This window comes from Staphylococcus arlettae, from assembly GCF_025560845.1.
Taxonomy (GTDB): Bacteria; Bacillota; Bacilli; order Staphylococcales; family Staphylococcaceae; genus Staphylococcus; species Staphylococcus arlettae.
Map to the genome: position 1 here is coordinate 2,332,952 of NZ_CP094803.1, position 19,684 is coordinate 2,352,635.

Here is a 19,684-nt window from a genome sequence, read left to right on the forward strand (position 1 = left end):
CTAGCGTTTGAGTTCGCCAAAGTGCTCCGGTAGATTTAATATATCCGCTTCAGCTAGGTGTAATGCATCTTCTTGTGTCGTATGCTGTAATACCGAACATTTAGTTGCAAAATCTAAAGTAGTAGTCAATGACCACTGTGCTTCAAGACCATGTATAACTCCGGCTAAAAATGCATCTCCCGCACCTATTCTATTTAATACTGTATACGGATAAGCTGCGCTTTCAATAAAACCATCAGGCGTTAAGGCTATTCCTTGTAATGTGCTCTGAGTGATCGAACGATTACTTGATGCTAAAAACGGAATATTAAATTTTTGTTGTAACGTTTGAGCACAAGTATGCATATTATCAGATTCAGCATTCGTTTGTAACAGATGTGTCGCATCCTTTTTACCAAAGAATAGTATATCAACTAACGGCAATACTGCTTTAATGACAGGTACTGCTTCTTCTAAAGTCCATAAATTACTTCTGAAATTAATATCAAAAACAATTGTGATTCCTTGCTCTTTCAATTGTTGTATGTAAGAAACGATATGCTCTCGAATAGTATGATTTACGGCTAATGTGATACCAGTAAAAACAAAACAATCGCCTTTAGAGCCTGCTATATTCTCAAGTAAGTGTGACGTTTGTTGAGCAAAAGTTGAATATGCACGATCATAAATGACTTGACCACTACGATGACCAAACCCTTCTTCCATGTAATATGTGCCTAAACGTCCTGCAGTTTGTTGAACCCATTGCGTACCTACTTGGGTACGACGCATCTCTTGAAGTACATGTTGACCTAATGCATGTTCTGGTAGTGTCGTAATCATTTCAGTAGCATGACCAAATTGTGCCAACGTACTTAATGCATTTAATTCTGCACCTCCCACATTAATGTCTAACTGCTGTGCATCCTTCAACTGTATATAATTAGGTGGTGTAAAACGTAATAATACCTCTCCAAAACCATAAACCTTCATAACTTACACCTCACTTTTAATCGCTTTAACGTAATCAACTAATGCTGATTTACCTTGTTGTTGATATATTTTAGTAATTTCACTTCCAATACCCACTGCAAAGCTACCAGCATCAAGCCACTCTGTATGATTATCCTTGCCTACTCCACCAGTTGGAATAATTTCAACATGAGGTAAAGGTCCTTTGAAATCTTTTATTGCTTTTGGACTAAATTGTGTAGCTGGGAATAGTTTTAATACTTTACATCCGTATTGCATTGCTTCAATCATTTCTTTGACAGTCATTACACCAGGTACATACGGTACGTCATATAAGTTAGCAATTTTGGCAGTTTCAATATCAAATGCTGGGCTAACAATAAAATCTGCACCATTTAAAATTGCTGTTCGAGCCGATACACTATCTAACACTGTACCTGCACCAACTAATGCGTCTTCTCGTTTAGCTAAAGTGCTAATAACTTCCATAGCATCAGGTGTCGTTAAAGTAACTTCTATAACATTTAACCCTTCATCTATAATCGTATTAGCAATTTCAGTAAACTCCTCACCGCTATTTGTTCGCATTACTGCAATATGTTGCGCTTTTTTGATTTCTTGCATTGTTTGAGTTGAATTCATTTTAGCATCCCCTTTTAAAAATAACAACGTTGTTATTTTGTTGTAAAAAAATATTTTTATTAATAACTATATGGTATAATTATTCTTAACTGAAATCAATCCCTTAAAGGAGTATTTTTATGGTTGTTACCCTCAAAGATGTTGCTGATGCTTGTAACGTCAGTTATTCAACAGTCAGCAAAGCATTAAAAAATTCACCTTTAGTTAAACCTAAAACAAAAGAACTAATTCAACAAAAAGCAGTGGAAATGAATTATATACCTAATAATTCCGCACGTGCATTGGTCTCGAAACGCAGTAATACTATTGGGTTGATATGGCCTTCTGTGGACCGTGTAGCTGTGACTCACCTAGTCTCTGAAATTAACATTGCCTTAAAAGATTTAGGTTTTGTTATGTTTCTTTCTATTGATGATCTCTCAGTAGCATCGAAAAAATTTGTAGAATTTGGCTGTGATGGCATTATCGTATTTGATGAAGGACCTTCAACGAATCTTTCACCCGAAGTTTATCGTAATATTCCCGTCGTAGCTTATGGAGTAGCACGTAACATGGACTACCCAATTATTAACGTCAATCATCGTCAAGCTATGATGATGGCAATTGACGCGCTCATTGAACAAAACATAACTACTATAGATTACATAGGTGATATTCACACGACTGACGCGCGTCAATTGGCAAAGAAAGAAGCTATTATCGATTATTGTACTCAACACAACATTAATTATCGTTTAATTGATTCACAAGGCTTATCGGCGCTCGAAACGGAAACAGCAGTTAAAAGCTATTACAAACATAAATCTATCGCTCCCGGCGTAATTTGTGGTAGTTATGATATTACATTGGGGACAATAAACGCCTTAGATGTTAATAAACATCAACCAGTTATTTATTCTTATGACAACATTCCTCAAATAAAAAAATTAGATTATCCGGTGCATGCTATAGGTGTGCCAACAACGACTATTGCTGAAAAAGTAGTGGCAGTATTAAACGAGGTCATTACTAATGAAACGACAGTTGACACAGTCTATAATTTAGAACCGCAAATCACATCACATAATTAGCTGATAGCTATTCAATCATACGACATTTTCTACAACAAATAAGACGAGCTAGCACATTCACTGAATAGTTGTCTAACTCGTCCCATGAGGCTAGATTATTATCCACATGTCTAGTCTCTTACTTATTCGTAATTGTTATTTCTATTAAGTTATCATTTGGATTAAAGAATGCAGTATAACTACCGTCCATCGTTTTATATTTTACAAAGTTACCTTCTTCATTACCTAATTCGCCTTCTTCGATAATTTCATTTTGATGATGCGCATCTTTAAATGCTGCTTTAGTGACTGAATCTGGCTTCGTAAAGAATACTATTTCTAAGACATCTCCATCTTCATTAAATTGAACTGATTGATCATACAAATGCTTATTCGAAGTATAGCCACCGCTAGCTGTTGCGTCAACTTTATAACCATTAATTGTCACATTATCGTACTTTAGCGCTTGTACAAAATATTCATCTTGTGTAAACGCACCATCATAAGTCGTATAACCATCATAGTTATAATATGGTTTTTGTGTTTTCGCATCTATACCTGAATCATGTTGACTCATTACTTCTTGTGCACTCGCTACGTTTGCATTACTTGTTGTAGTTACAGCAGATCCTAATACAAGGGTCGATACAACAACGCTTGCTGCTAAGATTTTACTACCTTCACGCATAACAGTTCACTCCCCATTGAGAATTGTCGTAAAAACAAGGGTAATTTTTCACTTATAAGTATACGCTCTTTTTTTATAAAAACAATCAATATAGTTACTTATTAATAATATCAAAATCTGATTATATTAATATTCAGTATATAACCACTTGGGAATAAAATAAGATTATTTTCTTTAATGGCTATTGAAAACATTTAATGAACCTCACACTCACTCTATACCAACTGTGTAAAACTCAATAATCACGCTAAAAGCATAATGACTGTAGTTAGCTGGTTACTAGCTAACTACAGTCATTATAAACAGCTGAAATTATTTTCAGCCTAGTTGTATCACTTATATGTACCAAATGAACACTATCACATTTAAAATAAATAAAATGATAGCTGGTAATGCTTTCACAATAGGATCTTTACCTAAAAAGATTAACGATAAAGCACCGGCTAGCATCGTGCAGCCTAATATTATACTTGCACCTACAGCTAGTAAATGATAAAAAATCCCAAATAACATGCCTAACGCACCTAATAGTTCAATCCCACCAGTTATCTGATTAAATATTCTTGGATAACCCATTCTGACGAATTCTTTATCCATCGCACCAGACACAATCTTCGATCCTGTAATTATAAAAACTATCCCCAAAATTATTTGTAAGATAATCATTATAACGCCCATTGACTACACCTCATTTATGCTTACTGTGTACTATGAAATTCACAGTGTACAGCCTATTCTCTCAAATACCACTCTATATTTTACCATTAAATCGTGCCTGAGACATCATTGATTCGTACTAGTATCAATGATATCGTCAAACAAAACATGACCTGAAAATACATTTCGTATCAAGCTTTGTAAGCTAATTATCCTATCGTGGTAGGGCAATAAAACATTTTTAATAACGTTGGCTTTCAATGCTATTCCCAAGAAGTAGACAAACTTTAGCTGACAGTGTGTCTAAAACATTTTGTATAATATTTACAATGATTTGAGCCGAATTCTGTGGAAATAACACTGACCAAAGACTACAGGCTGAGACAGTGCCCACGGAAAGCTTGCATTAAAAAACTGCCCACAAAGTCAGAAACTTTGTCGATAGCCTCTTGTCATATTGTCATTAAATAACCCTTTTGTATTAGATTTCCTAAAGCCTTCACTTTAGATTGGCAGTGATTTGAGCCGACTCCTGCGGGAATAGCACTAGACGAAGACTACAGGCTGAGGCAGTGCCCACGGAAAGCGTGCTCAAAAACTGCCTACAAAATGAAAAAATTGATCGCCAGTCGTCTTAATCCAAAATCACATCTACTTTATGTAATAGAGGATGGTTCGAATCTAATTCAGAGATAGAAATCATTTCTCTTAATCTTAATTGTCTTTTGATTTATTCAACATAATAAACACCGACACTGTTAAATTTATATGTATAATATTTTCAGCACTAGATTGGCAGTGATTTGAGCCGACTCCTGCGGGAATACCACTAGCCGAAGACTACAGGCTGAGGCAGTGCCCGCGGAAAGCGTGCTCAAAAACTGCCCACAAAATGAAAAAATTGATTGCCAGTTTTATTTATTCACACATCCCATCAACAATTAAGGCGACATCAAAATAAAAAATTGAAGTCGCCTTAACGTTATTTAATTGAATGACTACTTTATGTGTTCACTTCAAAGTTATTTTACTGGTTCTAGACGTGCTTGTAATACGTCTTTATCTGCGTCAGTTAAAAACGCATAATTTACAGCCTGTTTATTAATCATTTTCATTTGTTCAAGTGTTAATTGTTCATGCTCATACAATATTACATATTCATCATTTAAAGTCGTTTGAGTGACTGTCCGATTATCCGTGTTAATGATGAAAGGCACTTGTTGCTCTATCAATTGTGGTAAGTTTAATTCTTTAAACGACTCAATGGCCTTTGTTTGCATGTTACTTTGCGGACATATTTCTAATAACACATCATGCGTTTTCACCATATTTAATAACTCATCATTGTTATTAATAGCTACACCATGACCAATACGTTGGGCACCTAATTTAATAGATTCTACCACATTGTGCATGCAGCCACATTCACCAGCATGTAATGTTAAATTAAGCCCTTGATCCAAGCCGTATTGAATGGCAGGAGCTATATCTTCTGGCGGAAAAGCTGCTTCGGGACCTGCAAAATCAATGCCACAAACGAGATCACTATTTAGTGCAATAACTCGATCAAATAACTCACTATTCGTTGCTATATCATGTTGACGCATCGCACAAATTAGTAAATTGATTTTAATATCCAGTTGTGCCATTGCTTGCTCTGCACCTAATATTACCGCTGCAATCACTTCTTCTACAGCTAAACCTTGCTCCATATGAAATAACGGGGCAAAACGTAATTCAATGTATTTCACATTATCTTGCGTTGCTTGTTCAGCCACATCTATTACCGAACGTCTTAAACTATCTTTCGTTTGTAAAACCTTTTGTACTTCATCAAAACATTTTAAATATGTTTCTAAATTTTCACAGTCTTTATCCGCTTGCAAATGCTGTTCATTGATGTCAATTCCTTGTTCTGCGCCGAGTTGTTTAATTAATTCAACACTAACTGAACCATCTAAATGACAATGCAATTCTACCTTAGCAATATCTTTAATTAATTGTTCCATGTCATACTCCTTAATTAAATGGTCATACTTCTTACTCTCTCTTAAAAATAATATTACTATAAAAATATATAAGAAAGTGAGTTTAAAACTAAGTTTTTACAACTATTTTATCTACTCACCCAACTGTTTTTTATTATTAATCCTTCTACAAGCCTTATCGTATAGAATTATTGCTACGCCACTGTTTCGCAATTACTACGATGCTCACTACACTAATATAAACAATGCCAATAATAACTGAAATTCGTGTCTCTTTATTAAAAATCATACCGACAATTACTGCTAATAACATTAAAATAGTTACGTAATTACTATATGGCGCAAAAGGCATTTTAAATGGATGATCTGGTATCTTTTCTAACAGTCTAAAACGCAAATGACTAATTAAAATGGCAAACCAAGGGACCATACCTGGTAAAACGCCCGCACTAAAAACATAGACAAAGATATTAGTATCTTTCCCTAATATTAATGGTAAGACAATATCTAACACAATGCCCATAAAAATACCTAGAGTCACAGCAATGACTGCGATATCTGGGACATTATTACGATTTAGCCTTAAAAAGATTTTTGATGCTTGTTTTTGTTTAGCGAGTGTATAAACCATACGACTAGTGCTAAAGATGCCTGAATTACAACCAGACATTGCTGCTGTAACGACTACAAAATTAATAATTGTCGCAGCACCTGTTATACCAATTTTGGCAAATGTTGCAACGAACGGCGAACCAATTTGACTTACTTCATCCCAAGGATACACAGTGACAATTATAAATATAGAACCGACATAAAAAATTAGGATTCTCCAAATTACTCCATTTATTGCTCTTTTAATATTTTTTTGTGGGTCTTTAGTTTCTCCCGCAGTAACACCTATCAACTCGATACCTATATATGACCCAAATACAATAGAGAGTGCAAAAAAGAAACCACTTAAACCATTAGCAAAAAAACCACCGTGTGACCATAAATTGGCAAAACCAACTGGATCTCCGTGATTACCAAAACCAAATAAAATAATGCCGAATCCTGCAATAATCATTAAAATAATTGTAACAACTTTGATAGCAGCAAACCAAAATTCAAATTCGCCAAACCATTTTACCGATATTAAATTTGCTGTTAGCAAAATCGCAATAACTACTATACCAGGTATCCACGTAGGTAATTCTGGCCACCAGAATCGCATATACGAGCCGACTGCAATCACTTCACTCATTCCAACTATGATCCAATTAAAAATACTGCTACTCGCAGTTATGTATGAAAATGATGGATGAATGTAATCATTAGCAAATTTCGCAAATGATCCAGTGTCAGGATAAATATACAACATTTCACCCAATGCTCTCATAATCAAAAATACAAATAGACCAGCAATGGCATACGCTAATATAACCGAGGGGCCTGTCCATTTAATAGTACTCGAGGCGCCCATAAACAAGCCAACACCTATCGTACCTCCAAGGGCTATCATTTGAATCTGTCGTGCTGTTAACGCTCTTTGCAAATTGTTATTCATTAAACATACCTCTTCATTCATGATTATTACATTTTAATATATTTTTATATAAATTAAAATTGAGATTAGTATATTTATAAAAAGAAGTGGGAAAGAAATCTAATTTTATTAAAAAGATTACGTCATCCCACCCTTTGCAATGATAACTAGCAGTAAACAATGGTTGATTTAGCGCACATTTTCACTGCTAGTCATCTACGAACAATATGAAAAGAGACTGAGACGAATCAATGATGTCTCAGCCTCTTTCACTACAATATATTATTGTTTTTTTGTTTATCTAACACAATGATATAGATAAAGTAGTAAACCATGCCTACGATAAACCAAATCATTGTATAAAGTTTAGCTTGGCCACTAAGACCCCAAAATACAGAAAATACACAGACAAAAATAATTATCGGCATTACTGGATACAAAGGTAATTTAAATGCTGGTTCTGGTAAATCTTTACCTTCTCGAGGCCGTAAAGCATACATACCTATAGTTACAAACATAAAGGCAACCAAAGCTCCAGCAGTTATTAATTGTGCTAAGAAAGCAAAAGGTAACATTGACCCTACTATAACCGCTACCAGTGTAAGAATCCATAATGCATGATTCGGTAGATGTTTATTGTTGAGTTTACCTATCCATGTCGGTAAAACCCCATCTCTACCAAATGAATACAGTAATCTAGAACCTGCTAGCATCATGCCTATTAAGGCTGTGAACATACCGACAACAGATATTGCTTGTACCACAGCAGCAATAACTTCATGATTACTCATTCGAAGTGCCCAACCTACAGGCTCTGCATTATCTTTGTATTCGCTATAGTTAAACATACCGACCAGTACGAGAGATACAGCAATAAATAATGCCACTGCAATCAGTAACGAACCTAAAATACCACGTGGCATTGTTTTTTGAGGCTCTATAGCTTCACCAGAATTGGCCGCGATGGAATCAAAGCCGATATATGCAATAAAAATCATTGAACTACCAGCATAAATACCTTGCCACCCACCAAATGTACTATTCGCAGTAGACGAATGTTCAGGGATAAAAGGCACATAGTTATGTAAATCAATAACTGTTAAACCTACTATTAAAAATAAAAAGATCGCTAGTATTTTCAAAACAACTAAAATATTTTGTACTCGCGCTGTTTCAGATGCGCCCCGAGATAATAATAACGCAGTAATAATAACCACTACTGCAGCTAAAATATCTATTACGCCACCATTATTGCCTAAAGAATTAGATAATGTTGCAGGTAACTCAATATTCAATGGAGCAATTAGTCCTCGCAAATTTGCCGAAAACCCCGATGCAACGAATGCCACTGCAATAATGTATTCTGCAATTAATGCCCAGCCGACAATCCACCCGAAGAATTCGCCAAATAATAAACTTATCCACGTATAAGCAGAACCCGCAACAGGCATAGCTGATGCCATTTCTGCGTATACAAAAGCTACTAGCGCAGCAACAATAGCTGCTACTAAAAACGATAAACTTACTGACGGACCTGCATAATCCGCCGCAACCACACCAGGCAATGTAAAAATTGCTGTCGACACTATCGTACCGACCCCTAGTGCTAGAAAATCTCTTACTCTTAATGTCCTTTCAAGATGTGCATCTTTATTTAGAAACAGAGCAGGATCTTCCTTATACAATAGTCTTTTCAATATATTCATTTCCTTACAATCTCCTTGTTGTTATCAAAACAATACTACACAGTATAATCGTATTTAATAGTGCTGTCTACAATATATTGTAGACAGCATTTTTTAACGCTCATCACCATGTCTAAACAAAAAACCAATCAGATATTAAATAAATCATTAAATGATTCAATCATTGTAGGGTGCGTATAAATATTGTCACGCAATACATCATACGTAATCTGTTGATCAATCGCTAATTTAATAATATTAATTATTTCTTCAGTTTGTGCACCATATAAAGTAGCTCCTAAAATCTGATTGTTTGATTTATCAATGACTACTTTGAATAAACCACGTTCGTCATGATTTATTTTATGTCGCGGCATTGCATTCACTGCCATTTGACCTTCTGCAAAGTCATAACCTTGTTCTTCAGCTTCTGCTGCCGTTAAACCTACACGAGAGAATGGTGGATCAACAAACATTGTATACGGAACTGCACCACGATTATTAGTTGTTCTTTGTCCATTACCTAATAATTGATCTCTCACAATTCTAAAGTCGTCTAACGAGATATAAGTGAATTGCATGCCACCTTTAACATCGCCTAATGCATAAATATGTGGCACTGTTGTTTGTAGTTTATCATTTACCGCTATTTCTTGACGCTCACCTAACTTAATATCAGTATTGTCTAATTCTAAGTCAGTATTAGGTTTACGACCTGTTGCTAATAACACTGCTTCCGCTGCAAAATCTCCTTGTGAAGTGCGCACTAAAGTATGATCATCTTGATCTTCAAAAGCTGTTGTTTCAGCGTTATATACGAATGTTACACCTTTATCCGTTAAATCCTGTTCAACTTGAGCCACGACTTCACGATCTTCATGTGCTAATAACTCAGATTTATGTTCAAGCACTGTAACTTCAGTACCAAAATTCGCAAAGATTGATGCAAACTCTAAAGCAATATAACCCCCACCTACGATTACAAGTCGTTGTGGTTGTTCAGGTAAATTCATAATACCAGTAGAATCATATAAATATTGTGACTCTTTAATACCATCGATAGGTAAAATTACTGGCGTTGCACCTGTATTAATTACAATATTTTCAGCAGTAACAGTCTCTTCTATTGAACCATTGTCATTTAATATGGCAACTGTATCATTAGATTGGAATTTTGCTTTATTATCAAAAACTGTAATATTCTCTTCATCCGCTAAATTATGGTAGTTTTTATTATTTAACGCATCGATAACTTCTTCTTTACGTTGCATTGCTTGCTTAAATCCACTATGTGCTAAGCCTTCATGCACTAACGTTTTAGAAGGTATACATCCAATATTAATGCACGTACCACCATACATACGAGGTGATTGTTCAATCATTGCAACTTTTTTACCTTGTGTAGCTGCAAATTTTGCTAATGTTTTACCACCTTTACCAAAACCAATTACAATTAAATCATATGTTTTCATACTATTTATCCTCCTTGAGTATGTCTTCTAAAATATCTTTAATAGTAAAGTTTTCATAATACGCTTGAACACGTATCGCCTCTTGTTGAAAATGCTTAGCCATCGTAGTGCTAATTTGACTAGATACTTCACAACTACTGTCATGGTCTCCTGTAAAAATACGTCCTTTATCTCTACCCTCAGTGAACAATAAATAAAGGTCACCTAAATTAGCACTTGCTGTTTTTTTAGTTGCTTGATACCCTCCAACTTGCCCACGATGAACGTCCAAATAATCATGTTGTTTCAATATCCGTGCAACATTACGTAATTGCACTGCATTAACACACACCTTTTCTGCTAAAGCATCACTGGAAAATCGTTCGTTACTATGTTTAGTTAAAAATGTTAGTACGTGAATTGCGATATTGAATGATAAATTCATCTCTCCACTCCTTAATTGTAACTTTCATAATTACATTTAAACAAATATAATCCTAACAGACAACCCTTTTGCTTATATATAATTAGAAAAAAGAGTTACATCCAAAATTGATGCAACTCTCTTTTAGTATTATTTTGAAGCCCTTAACTTTTGATAAAAATAATTAGCAACTACGATATCGACTATAGCTAAGCCCACTGATTTAAAAACAGTAATTTCTTCTGCTGAATCTCTCCCGGTTAACTTACCTGCAACTATATTCCCTAATTCACCGTACAAATCTGTATCATTAAAGACACCTTCATTTACAGGATTTATTAAATCACCGGTTTCCTTTAACGCTGCTTCTGCCGCTTCAACTACTACCTTATCTGCGTTAGCAATTAACTGTGAAGGGAGTTCTTGCATATCTGGTTTGAACGATCCGACTGCATTTACATGTACCCCTGGTTCCACTTGTTTTTCGAACACAGGTGCAGACGCATTCGTTGCTGTAACTATAACTTCTGCATCATCCATGGCAGCATCAACATCATCATACACTGCTATTGTGACCTGTGTATGTCTATCTGCAACATCTTGTGCAAAATCCACTGCTTTAGCATATGTACGGTTATAAAATTGAATACGTTGGATATTTCTAACTGCTAAAACAGCTTCAATTAATCCTTCAGCCTGCTCACCAGTACCAATTACACACAATGTTTTAGCATCTTCTTTAGCTAAATATTGTGTCGCCACACCTGAAATAGCACCAGTGCGAATTTTTGTTAGATATGAACCTTCTAATATCGCTAATGTCTCTCCAGTATCATAATCAGATAACACTACGGATCCAACTATCGTACTTTTGCCCTTATCAGGATTATGTGGTGCAAAAGTTACATTTTTCAACCCTACTAATTTTAACGCATCTGACAGTGCAGGCATGACTAAATAACGATTGTCTTGGTTAAAAGGTAATGAATAACGTATCGGTGTTTCAGTTTGACCTGCTGAATAAGCTTGTAGTGCTTCAGCTACTGCATCTACAACTTCTTTCATATCTAACAATTTTGCTTGCTCATCTGCACTAATAAATTGCATAACAAACCTCCTCTAAGCGATATTTATACTCAAACATTAAGTTCACCTTATTGGGCTGTGTAGCCTCCATCTATTAGCACTGCTTGTCCTGTAACACTTTTAGCTTTATCACTCGCTAAAAACAAAGCATAGTCAGCAATTTCGGACACTTGCAACAAACGCTTTTGCGGTATTAAAGGATACAATACTTCATCTAACACATCTTCTATATTTGTTCCTCTGTTTTTGGCTAACTCTGCCATTTGATTACGTACTAAAGGTGTATCAACGTAACCTGGGCACAAAGCGTTAACTGTAATGCCATCTGTAGCATTTTCCAATGCTGCTACTTTAGTTAAACCAATTATGCCATGCTTGGCACTATTGTAAGCAGCTTTACCCGCAAAACCAATCACGCCATTTATAGATGCCATATTTAATATACGTCCTGATTGTTGCTTTTTCATATATGGCAAAGCATATTTCATCGCCATAAAACTACCAACTAACATAATATCAATCATTTGTCTAAATTTGTCTGTAGCAAAAGATTCAATACTATCTATATGTTGCAATCCTGCATTATTAAATAAAATATCGATTCGCCCATAATGTTCGACAGTCTGTTGAATCATACGTTGAATATCATCTTCGTTGGTTACATCTACTGTGATACCCATGCAATCTACATCTTGTGCTTGTAACGACTGCACTTCGCTCTCTAATTTAGTTGTATTCATATCTGCGAGAATGAGCTTAGCTTCTTCTTGAGCAAATATTTTAGCTATTTCTAAACCAATACCACTGGCTGCACCAGTAATGATTGTTACTTTATCTTTAACCAAGTCATTACAACTCCTTCAAATGATTTTCAAACTCTGCTTCTGTATACTTTTCTACGTCTGCTAAAGATACCCTTTCTTGTAACTCAATGAGTTTCATAACATTATCTTCAAACTGGAAGACAGCTAAATCAGTAATTAATGTATCAACGACGCCTTTACCTGTTAATGGTAAGGTGCAAGCTTTTTTCACTTTAGAATCACCATGTTTATTGACATGATCCATAATAACTACTACTTGTTGTGCACCTACAACTAAATCCATGGCACCACCCATACCTTTGACTAATTTCCCTGGAATCATATAGTTAGCCAAATCGCCATTTTGCGCTATTTCCATACCTCCAAGTATGGCCAAATCAATATGACCGCCACGTATCATGGCAAACGACTCTGCGTTATCAAAGAATGATGCACCTTTAGCTGCAGTTACCGTTTCTTTACCCGCATTAATTAAATCTGGATCTACTTCAGCATCAGTTGGGTAAGGACCGATACCTAACAATCCATTTTCAGATTGGAAATAAACATTTTCCACATGGTCATTTATTTCATTGGCAACTAATGTAGGCATACCAATACCTAAGTTAATGACCATATCACTTTTTATTTCTTGGGCTGCACGACGAATTATTTTCATTCTTTGTGTCATTTTATCCATGATTAACCTCCTTTACTGTACGCTTTTCAATTCTTTTTTCAAACTCCGCTCCAACAAATATGTAATCAATATAAACCCCTGATAAATGCACAGCATCTGGATCAATATCACCGACCTCTACAAGCTCTTCCACTTCCACAACTGTTGTTTTCGCTGCCATAGCACATAGTGGATTAAAGTTACGTGCTGTTTTGTCGAACACTAAGTTCCCAAATGTATCGGCCTTTTGCGCTTTAATAATTCCAACATCACCAGTAATCGCACGTTCCATTAAATATTCTCTTCCATCAAATTCACGGACTTCTTTGCCTTCAGCAATTAATGTGCCTACTCCTGTTGGTGTATAAAATGCTGGAATTCCAGCACCACCCGCACGTAATTTTTCAGCTAAAGTACCTTGAGGTGTTAACTCAACAGCTAATTCCCCATTAATCAATTGCTGTTCAAAACGTTTATTTTCACCAATATAAGAACTGATCATTTTATCGATTTGTTTCTTTTCTAACAAACGACCTAACCCAAAATCATCTATACCACAGTTATTACTCACAACTGTTAAATGCTTAGTTCCTTTATTTCGAATCGCTTCGATAGCATGTTCTGGAATACCACATAAACCAAAACCACCAGCTAAAAGTGTCATACCATCATGTAAATTCACTAATGCTGTATTAATGTCTGTCACTACTTTAGACATAATATCCCTCATTTCTTCTAACAATTTTAATACCTAGTACTAATACTACTCCGATTATACTTTAAATGGAAATCATTGTCCTAAAATTATGATTACGCTTACAATGATAAACAAAAAAGCATCTCAATTAAAGTTGACTATCATTTCAACTATTGAGATGCTGTTTAAATTTTAATTTCTATAATTAAAAGGTTCAGGTTTTACTTCTCTAATTCCAAAATAATATTCTATGTTTTCACAAATACGTCGCGAAGCTTTGCCATCTCCATATGGATTACTAGCTTTATTCATTCTTTCATATTCATTGTGGTTATCTAACAAATTTTTCGTCTCTGTTAACACTGCTTCATAAGTTGTACCAATAACTTTTAATGTACCAGCACTAACACCTTCTGGTCGTTCAGTGGTATCTCTCAAGACTAATACCGGTTTACCCAATGATGGTGCCTCTTCTTGAACTCCTCCAGAATCTGTAAGAATTAAATGTGCTTCATTTGCAAAATTATGAAAATCTACAACATCAAGCGGTTCAATTAATTCAATTCTTGAATGATCGTATAAATACTGACTCGCAATCTCTCTTACTTTAGGATTTTTGTGCATTGGATATATAACAACGACATCTTTATATTCATCTACAATGTCACGAACTGCTCTAAAGATGTTGTGCATAGATTCCCCGATATTCTCTCTTCTATGTGCAGTTAATAAAATAACTCTTTTATCACTATGACGTTCAAGAATTTTTGACTGATATCCGTCTTTAATTGTTGTCTTCATTGCGTCAATGGCAGTATTTCCCGTTACAACGATACTTGCTACTTGTTTCTTTTCCCTTTGTAAATTATTAGCAGCTTGCTCTGTGGGTGCAAAATTTAAATCAGCCATATGACCAACCATGACCCTATTCATCTCTTCTGGAAATGGAGAATATTTATTCCAAGTACGTAATCCTGCTTCTACATGACCAATTGGTATTTGATTGTAAAAAGCTGTTAAGCCACCTACAAATGTAGACGTTGTATCTCCGTGAACCAGGACCATATCTGGTTTTTCCTCTTTTATTACTGCATCTAATTTCGTTATAATTCTAGAAGTGAGTTCAGCTAATGTTTGGTTTGCCTTCATGATATTTAAGTCATAATCTGCTTTTATATCAAAGATGTTTAACACACTATCGAGCATTTCTCTATGCTGTGCTGTAATTACGACAACTGGTTGTAGGTTTTCATTTGTTTGTAACGCTTTAACTAGAGGCGACATTTTTATAGCTTCCGGGCGGGTGCCAAAAACGGTCATTATTTTCTTCATTTGCTTCCCCCTTGTTCATAACAATTTAAATTCAATCATTAATTAACTAGCTCTATATCTCTTGTTATGTATAGGTTACCATAGTTAATATATGATACATCTTTAAAGTTGGATTTAACAATGTTTTTCGTATCAAAGATGATTTTATGTTTCATGTATTTGAAGTCATCATCACTAAATGTTTTAAACTCAGAATGATCCGCAAGAATAAGTACCAGTGAAGCCCCTTCAGTAGCTTTATCAATATCTTTTTCAACAAAATCTAATTTAACATGTGGATCATAAGCCACTACATCTAAGTTCTCATCTTGTAATAATGTATAAATATCAAAAGCTGCTGATTCCCTAATATCATCGACGTCACCTTTATAAGTTAATCCAAATACAGCAACTTTGGCGTTATCGATACCAGTTAATAACCGCTTAACATTTTCAACTACAAATTGAGGCATTGAGCGATTAATTTTTCGACCATTTTGAATTAATGGCGAATTTTTTGGATCTGTCGCGATAATGAAATACGGATCAACAGCCAAACAATGACCTCCTACACCTGGACCAGGTAAATGTATGTTTACACGTGGATGCTTATTAGCCATTTCAATAACATCTAATACATTGATGTCTAAGTTATTGCAAATTTTTGTTAACTCGTTTGCTAAAGCAATATTTAAATCACGATAAGTATTTTCCATTAATTTACTCATTTCAGCAGTACGTGCATTAGTTTCAATCATTTCACCTTTAACAAATGTACTATAAACTCGTTTCCCAGCTTCCACACATTTAGATGTAACACCACCAATAATACGGTTATTATATACTAACTCTTCTAAAATTTTCCCAGGTAATACACGTTCTGGACAGTGAACTAAATAAATATCTTCGCCAACTATAAATCCAGTTTCTTCGATTAATGGTTTAACGAAGTCATCTATGGTACGAGGTGCAATAGTAGACTCTACAATAATCGTATCACCTTTTGTTAAATGTGGAATTACACTGTTTATTGCACTAAGTACTATTGAAATATCACAAGATTCGTACGTATCATCGTTATTTGGTGTTGGTACAGTAATGATAAATGCATCCGCTTCTTCAGGCTTGGTAGATACTTTGAACTTCCCTGTTTCAAGTACTTCTTCAAATGCTTCTTGTAACCCTGGCTCCTCTATGTTTGCTTTCCCTTGTTGTAAACAATCGATTGTTTTTTCATTTATGTCTACACCTAATACATCCACACCATGTTTGGCGAACATAATAGATGTTGGTAGTCCGATATAACCTAAACCCACAACTGTTATTTTCAAAATAATACCCTCCATATACAAATAATAATTTTTATATGTGATTTTCATTAAAATGACTTTTAAAATACTAATATTTATTCATGATATCTTTGATAATTGTTTCAAATTTCTGATTATCAATAGCAACTTTGCTTTCATGTGCATACAAAGATTTGGCATACACCAAGTTACCGTAGATTTTAGAAATAACTCGAAATTTATTTAAAATAGGATACATTGCTTTTGGAATAGGCAATAAAAATGTATTTTTATGTTCATTCTTCCGTATTTCTGTTACAACCTTTGTCGTATTGAATTCAAATTTATCTTTTGGATGATAGATACCTGTCATTTCATGTTTAATTATTTCATTTACAAATTGTTCCAAATGTTTAATATACAAAGCGCTCCTAGCATTACTTAAATTTGGAATTATAGGTAATCGCTTTGCAACTTTTATTAATTTAGTGAAATTACCTGGTGAACCTACTCCATATATCATTGGAGGTCTAATTATTGCAACTTTAAAATTATCATCTGCTAGCTCTCGTATTTTAGCTTCAGCTTTAGCCTTTGATATACCATAATTTGTCACTGGTTTTAAATTAGTTGGATTTGTTAGCTCAACCATTTCACCAATTTTGCCATCCTCTCCAAACACAGCCATCGTACTCATAAATACAAAATGTTTAACTCCGCATTTTTTGGCTTCCATTGCTAAATTAAATGTTAAATGCATATTAACTCGAAAATACTCTGCAAGTTGAGCGTTAGGATCATTGTTATGTACTAAAGCTGCTGTATGGATAATGGCATCATATTGCTTAAAATCCAGTTCTTTCCACAATGTATTTTTTACATTTAATCTGCTAACTTTATTACCTAATTGTTCTAAACTATCTGCTAAATGACTGCCAACATATCCGCTACTTCCAGTTATTAAAATGTGTTTAGCCATTAGTGAGACACACCTTCTGAAGAGATTGTGTTAATCACAGTTTTATAAATGATGTACATATCAAGTAGTAATGATTGATTTTCCAAATAGTATTTATCATACATAACTTTTTGGTCATCTGTGTTATTATCTCTGCCCATCACTTGAGCTAATCCAGTAACACCTGGTCGTATCGTATGCACATTAACCTTAGTCCTCTTTTCGATAAGTTCATATTGGTTATAAAGTGCTGGTCTCGGGCCCACTATTGACATTTCTCCTTTTAGCACATTTACTAATTGCGGTAACTCATCAATTGATGTTTTTCTAATGAATTTACCTGTCTTAGTTATAAAATCTTCTGGCCCCATTAAATCTGTTGCTACGTTAGGCGTCCCCATTTTCATGGATCTAAATTTATAAATATTAAAAAGCTCATTATTTATCGTTGGTCTTTTTTGTTTGAAAATAGCAGGACCCGGTGACTCTAATTTTATTAGTACTGCTACAATAAGTAGTAACGGCCCGGCTACAATTAATCCATATATTGAGCAAAATAAATCGAAAGCTCTTTTCACATCAATTGCCTCCATTCAGCAAAATATAATATTTAGTTGTATTATGTTGTCTCGTATATTCATCTTTAAATAATTGATATGCATTTTTACCAAATTCTTTCAAATCATTTCTTGAATGATTAGTTATAAAATCAAGTATATCTTGAGCTGCACCATTATCAATTTGAATACCTGCATTGTATGTTTCAACGTGTTTAACGATATCTGAATGTTTATCCATAATTAAAATTAAGGGTTTCTTATTGGCTAAGTAACCATAGTTTTTACTCGGCACACCTAAGCCCACACCTTCAGGAATTAACGAAGCAAAACAAGCATCAGTAATTTTTAATACATCCGTATAATCAGTCCCAGTTAGAAATTCATACATCTTCACATTTTTAATTTCGTTTGATTTAATACTTTTTTTCACTTCTGCATATTTTTTACCATGCCCACATAGAATCGTTAACGTGTTCTCGTTATTCTTATTTAACTTTAAGAATTCAACAATTGTCTCCATATCTTGTAGTTGTCCCATATTGCCACTATATAGCAAGATCTTGTCATATTGATTTCTAAGTTTCTTAAATTCATTACTCTTAACTACGTCATATTCAGATTCTATGTACCAGTTAGGTATCACGTGAATATTTCCCGGGTTATCTGAAATTTTATTTTGTAATAAATAAGTTTTCATTTCTGTGCCTAGAACTATGATGTTTTCAGCATTTTTATATACATGTTTATTGATATAGTTCATTAATCTATCAATTAGACTTCCAGATTTGATAGTTCCTGTTTTCAAAGCGTTGTCGGGTGCAATATCATACACTACAAATGAGTATTGCTTGTTAAACATTCGATATAACACATCTGGAATTAAAGGTAATATTGGTGGGTTTGAATATACTAATATATGATCATAAGTCAGCATTTTTGGCATTTTACAAACAAACATTGCAAATAATGAAAAGAAATTAAAAATACGACCAAATTTATTTTTGTTATTAAATTTAGAGTATTTTAATCTTTTAATAGAAATTCCCTTGTAATTTTCATTTTTTTCAACATCTTTTTCATTACTGTATTCATATGGCCACCCACACATCACTTCCACACGCATACCTTTGTCAACTAAGTCCTCAGCCATTTGAGTTGGTAATGTAGCAGACGACACATATTCAGGATAAAAATACTGACATAATATTAATAATTTTTTCTTTTTCATCTACTCACCTTAG

19 protein-coding genes are annotated in these 19,684 nt (G+C 34.4%); 1 reads left to right on the forward strand and 18 read right to left on the reverse strand.

The features are described from left to right. Both MUA37_RS11450 and eda read right to left on the reverse strand, forming a co-directional pair. Complete coding sequence (locus MUA37_RS11450; RefSeq protein ID WP_262624616.1) at nucleotides 1-972, reverse strand: sugar kinase; 972 nt, start codon at nucleotides 970-972, stop codon at nucleotides 1-3. A gap of 3 nt (nucleotides 973-975) precedes the next feature. Then, nucleotides 976-1,593, reverse strand: a complete 618-nt coding sequence (gene eda / locus MUA37_RS11455; RefSeq protein WP_002509479.1) for a bifunctional 4-hydroxy-2-oxoglutarate aldolase/2-dehydro-3-deoxy-phosphogluconate aldolase — start codon at nucleotides 1,591-1,593, stop codon at nucleotides 976-978. 119 nt (nucleotides 1,594-1,712) lie between these two features. Here eda and MUA37_RS11460 point away from each other — a divergent pair, with 119 nt between their 5' ends. Beyond that, nucleotides 1,713-2,663: a LacI family DNA-binding transcriptional regulator gene (locus tag MUA37_RS11460; protein ID WP_021459856.1), complete on the forward strand. Its 951-nt coding sequence runs from the start codon at nucleotides 1,713-1,715 to the stop codon at nucleotides 2,661-2,663. Between the two features lie 118 nt (nucleotides 2,664-2,781). On the opposite strand, the gene isaB is transcribed toward MUA37_RS11460, so the two are convergent. The 16 genes from isaB to MUA37_RS11540 all read right to left on the reverse strand — a co-directional run bounded on the left by isaB (nucleotide 2,782) and on the right by MUA37_RS11540 (nucleotide 19,671). After that, nucleotides 2,782-3,330, reverse strand: a complete 549-nt coding sequence (gene isaB, locus MUA37_RS11465) for an immunodominant staphylococcal antigen IsaB family protein (RefSeq protein ID WP_262615126.1) — start codon at nucleotides 3,328-3,330, stop codon at nucleotides 2,782-2,784. A 336-nt stretch (nucleotides 3,331-3,666) separates the two neighbouring features. Next, a complete protein-coding gene (locus MUA37_RS11470) occupies nucleotides 3,667-4,008 on the reverse strand; it encodes a DoxX family protein (RefSeq protein WP_002509476.1) in 342 nt (113 codons plus the stop codon). Nucleotides 4,009-5,009: 1,001 nt separating this feature from the next. Next, nucleotides 5,010-5,996 (reverse strand): adenosine deaminase, encoded by a 987-nt coding sequence (gene add, locus MUA37_RS11475; RefSeq protein ID WP_002509475.1) that lies wholly within the window; start codon nucleotides 5,994-5,996, stop codon nucleotides 5,010-5,012. A gap of 154 nt (nucleotides 5,997-6,150) precedes the next feature. Further along, entirely contained in the window at nucleotides 6,151-7,521 is a 1,371-nt protein-coding gene (locus MUA37_RS11480) for an amino acid permease (protein WP_021459855.1), read from the reverse strand. A 251-nt stretch (nucleotides 7,522-7,772) separates the two neighbouring features. Then, nucleotides 7,773-9,206, reverse strand: a complete 1,434-nt coding sequence (locus MUA37_RS11485; protein WP_262624617.1) for an APC family permease — start codon at nucleotides 9,204-9,206, stop codon at nucleotides 7,773-7,775. A gap of 128 nt (nucleotides 9,207-9,334) precedes the next feature. Next, nucleotides 9,335-10,657, reverse strand: a complete 1,323-nt coding sequence (merA, locus tag MUA37_RS11490) for a hypothiocyanous acid reductase MerA (RefSeq protein ID WP_142019858.1) — start codon at nucleotides 10,655-10,657, stop codon at nucleotides 9,335-9,337. 1 nt (nucleotide 10,658) lies between these two features. Continuing rightward, the gene (gene hypR / locus MUA37_RS11495; protein WP_262624618.1) at nucleotides 10,659-11,081 is read right to left on the reverse strand and encodes a redox-sensitive transcriptional regulator HypR; all 423 of its coding nucleotides are present in this window, start codon (nucleotides 11,079-11,081) and stop codon (nucleotides 10,659-10,661) included. A gap of 129 nt (nucleotides 11,082-11,210) precedes the next feature. Further along, nucleotides 11,211-12,167 carry an ornithine cyclodeaminase family protein gene (locus MUA37_RS11500; protein WP_262624619.1) on the reverse strand — a complete coding sequence of 319 codons (957 nt, stop codon included), beginning with the start codon at nucleotides 12,165-12,167 and terminating at the stop codon, nucleotides 11,211-11,213. Nucleotides 12,168-12,214: 47 nt separating this feature from the next. Next, a complete protein-coding gene (locus tag MUA37_RS11505) occupies nucleotides 12,215-12,991 on the reverse strand; it encodes a 3-hydroxybutyrate dehydrogenase (protein ID WP_142019861.1) in 777 nt (258 codons plus the stop codon). 4 nt (nucleotides 12,992-12,995) lie between these two features. Continuing rightward, nucleotides 12,996-13,649, reverse strand: a complete 654-nt coding sequence (locus MUA37_RS11510; protein WP_262624620.1) for a 3-oxoacid CoA-transferase subunit B — start codon at nucleotides 13,647-13,649, stop codon at nucleotides 12,996-12,998. After that, a complete protein-coding gene (locus MUA37_RS11515; RefSeq protein WP_262624621.1) occupies nucleotides 13,642-14,346 on the reverse strand; it encodes a CoA transferase subunit A in 705 nt (234 codons plus the stop codon). The genes MUA37_RS11510 and MUA37_RS11515 overlap by 8 nt, the downstream gene beginning before the upstream one ends. A 171-nt stretch (nucleotides 14,347-14,517) precedes the next feature. Next, nucleotides 14,518-15,657, reverse strand: a complete 1,140-nt coding sequence (gene wecB / locus MUA37_RS11520) for a non-hydrolyzing UDP-N-acetylglucosamine 2-epimerase (RefSeq protein ID WP_021459848.1) — start codon at nucleotides 15,655-15,657, stop codon at nucleotides 14,518-14,520. Between the two features lie 38 nt (nucleotides 15,658-15,695). Beyond that, a complete protein-coding gene (locus MUA37_RS11525) occupies nucleotides 15,696-16,967 on the reverse strand; it encodes a nucleotide sugar dehydrogenase (RefSeq protein WP_262624622.1) in 1,272 nt (423 codons plus the stop codon). Between the two features lie 67 nt (nucleotides 16,968-17,034). Beyond that, entirely contained in the window at nucleotides 17,035-17,904 is an 870-nt protein-coding gene (locus MUA37_RS11530) for an NAD-dependent epimerase/dehydratase family protein (RefSeq protein WP_142019869.1), read from the reverse strand. Next, nucleotides 17,904-18,461 carry a sugar transferase gene (locus MUA37_RS11535; RefSeq protein WP_103388457.1) on the reverse strand — a complete coding sequence of 186 codons (558 nt, stop codon included), beginning with the start codon at nucleotides 18,459-18,461 and terminating at the stop codon, nucleotides 17,904-17,906. Before MUA37_RS11535 ends, MUA37_RS11530 begins: the two co-directional genes overlap by 1 nt. A gap of 1 nt (nucleotide 18,462) precedes the next feature. Beyond that, complete coding sequence (locus tag MUA37_RS11540) at nucleotides 18,463-19,671, reverse strand: glycosyltransferase family 4 protein (RefSeq protein WP_002509461.1); 1,209 nt, start codon at nucleotides 19,669-19,671, stop codon at nucleotides 18,463-18,465. Nucleotides 19,672-19,684: the final 13 nt, after the last annotated feature.

Excerpts from the sequence above, each read along its gene's own strand:
- MUA37_RS11450 (WP_262624616.1), bottom strand. The coding sequence starts at position 972 with ATGAAGGTTTATGGTTTTGGAGAGGTATTATTACGTTTTACACCACCT.
- eda (WP_002509479.1), bottom strand. The coding sequence starts at position 1,593 with ATGAATTCAACTCAAACAATGCAAGAAATCAAAAAAGCGCAACATATT.
- MUA37_RS11460 (WP_021459856.1), top strand. The coding sequence starts at position 1,713 with ATGGTTGTTACCCTCAAAGATGTTGCTGATGCTTGTAACGTCAGTTAT.
- isaB (WP_262615126.1), bottom strand. The coding sequence starts at position 3,330 with ATGCGTGAAGGTAGTAAAATCTTAGCAGCAAGCGTTGTTGTATCGACC.
- MUA37_RS11470 (WP_002509476.1), bottom strand. The coding sequence starts at position 4,008 with ATGGGCGTTATAATGATTATCTTACAAATAATTTTGGGGATAGTTTTT.
- add (WP_002509475.1), bottom strand. The coding sequence starts at position 5,996 with ATGGAACAATTAATTAAAGATATTGCTAAGGTAGAATTGCATTGTCAT.
- MUA37_RS11480 (WP_021459855.1), bottom strand. The coding sequence starts at position 7,521 with ATGAATAACAATTTGCAAAGAGCGTTAACAGCACGACAGATTCAAATG.
- MUA37_RS11485 (WP_262624617.1), bottom strand. The coding sequence starts at position 9,206 with ATGAATATATTGAAAAGACTATTGTATAAGGAAGATCCTGCTCTGTTT.
- merA (WP_142019858.1), bottom strand. The coding sequence starts at position 10,657 with ATGAAAACATATGATTTAATTGTAATTGGTTTTGGTAAAGGTGGTAAA.
- hypR (WP_262624618.1), bottom strand. The coding sequence starts at position 11,081 with ATGAATTTATCATTCAATATCGCAATTCACGTACTAACATTTTTAACT.
- MUA37_RS11500 (WP_262624619.1), bottom strand. The coding sequence starts at position 12,167 with ATGCAATTTATTAGTGCAGATGAGCAAGCAAAATTGTTAGATATGAAA.
- MUA37_RS11510 (WP_262624620.1), bottom strand. The coding sequence starts at position 13,649 with ATGGATAAAATGACACAAAGAATGAAAATAATTCGTCGTGCAGCCCAA.
- MUA37_RS11515 (WP_262624621.1), bottom strand. The coding sequence starts at position 14,346 with ATGTCTAAAGTAGTGACAGACATTAATACAGCATTAGTGAATTTACAT.
- wecB (WP_021459848.1), bottom strand. The coding sequence starts at position 15,657 with ATGAAGAAAATAATGACCGTTTTTGGCACCCGCCCGGAAGCTATAAAA.
- MUA37_RS11530 (WP_142019869.1), bottom strand. The coding sequence starts at position 17,904 with ATGGCTAAACACATTTTAATAACTGGAAGTAGCGGATATGTTGGCAGT.
- MUA37_RS11540 (WP_002509461.1), bottom strand. The coding sequence starts at position 19,671 with ATGAAAAAGAAAAAATTATTAATATTATGTCAGTATTTTTATCCTGAA.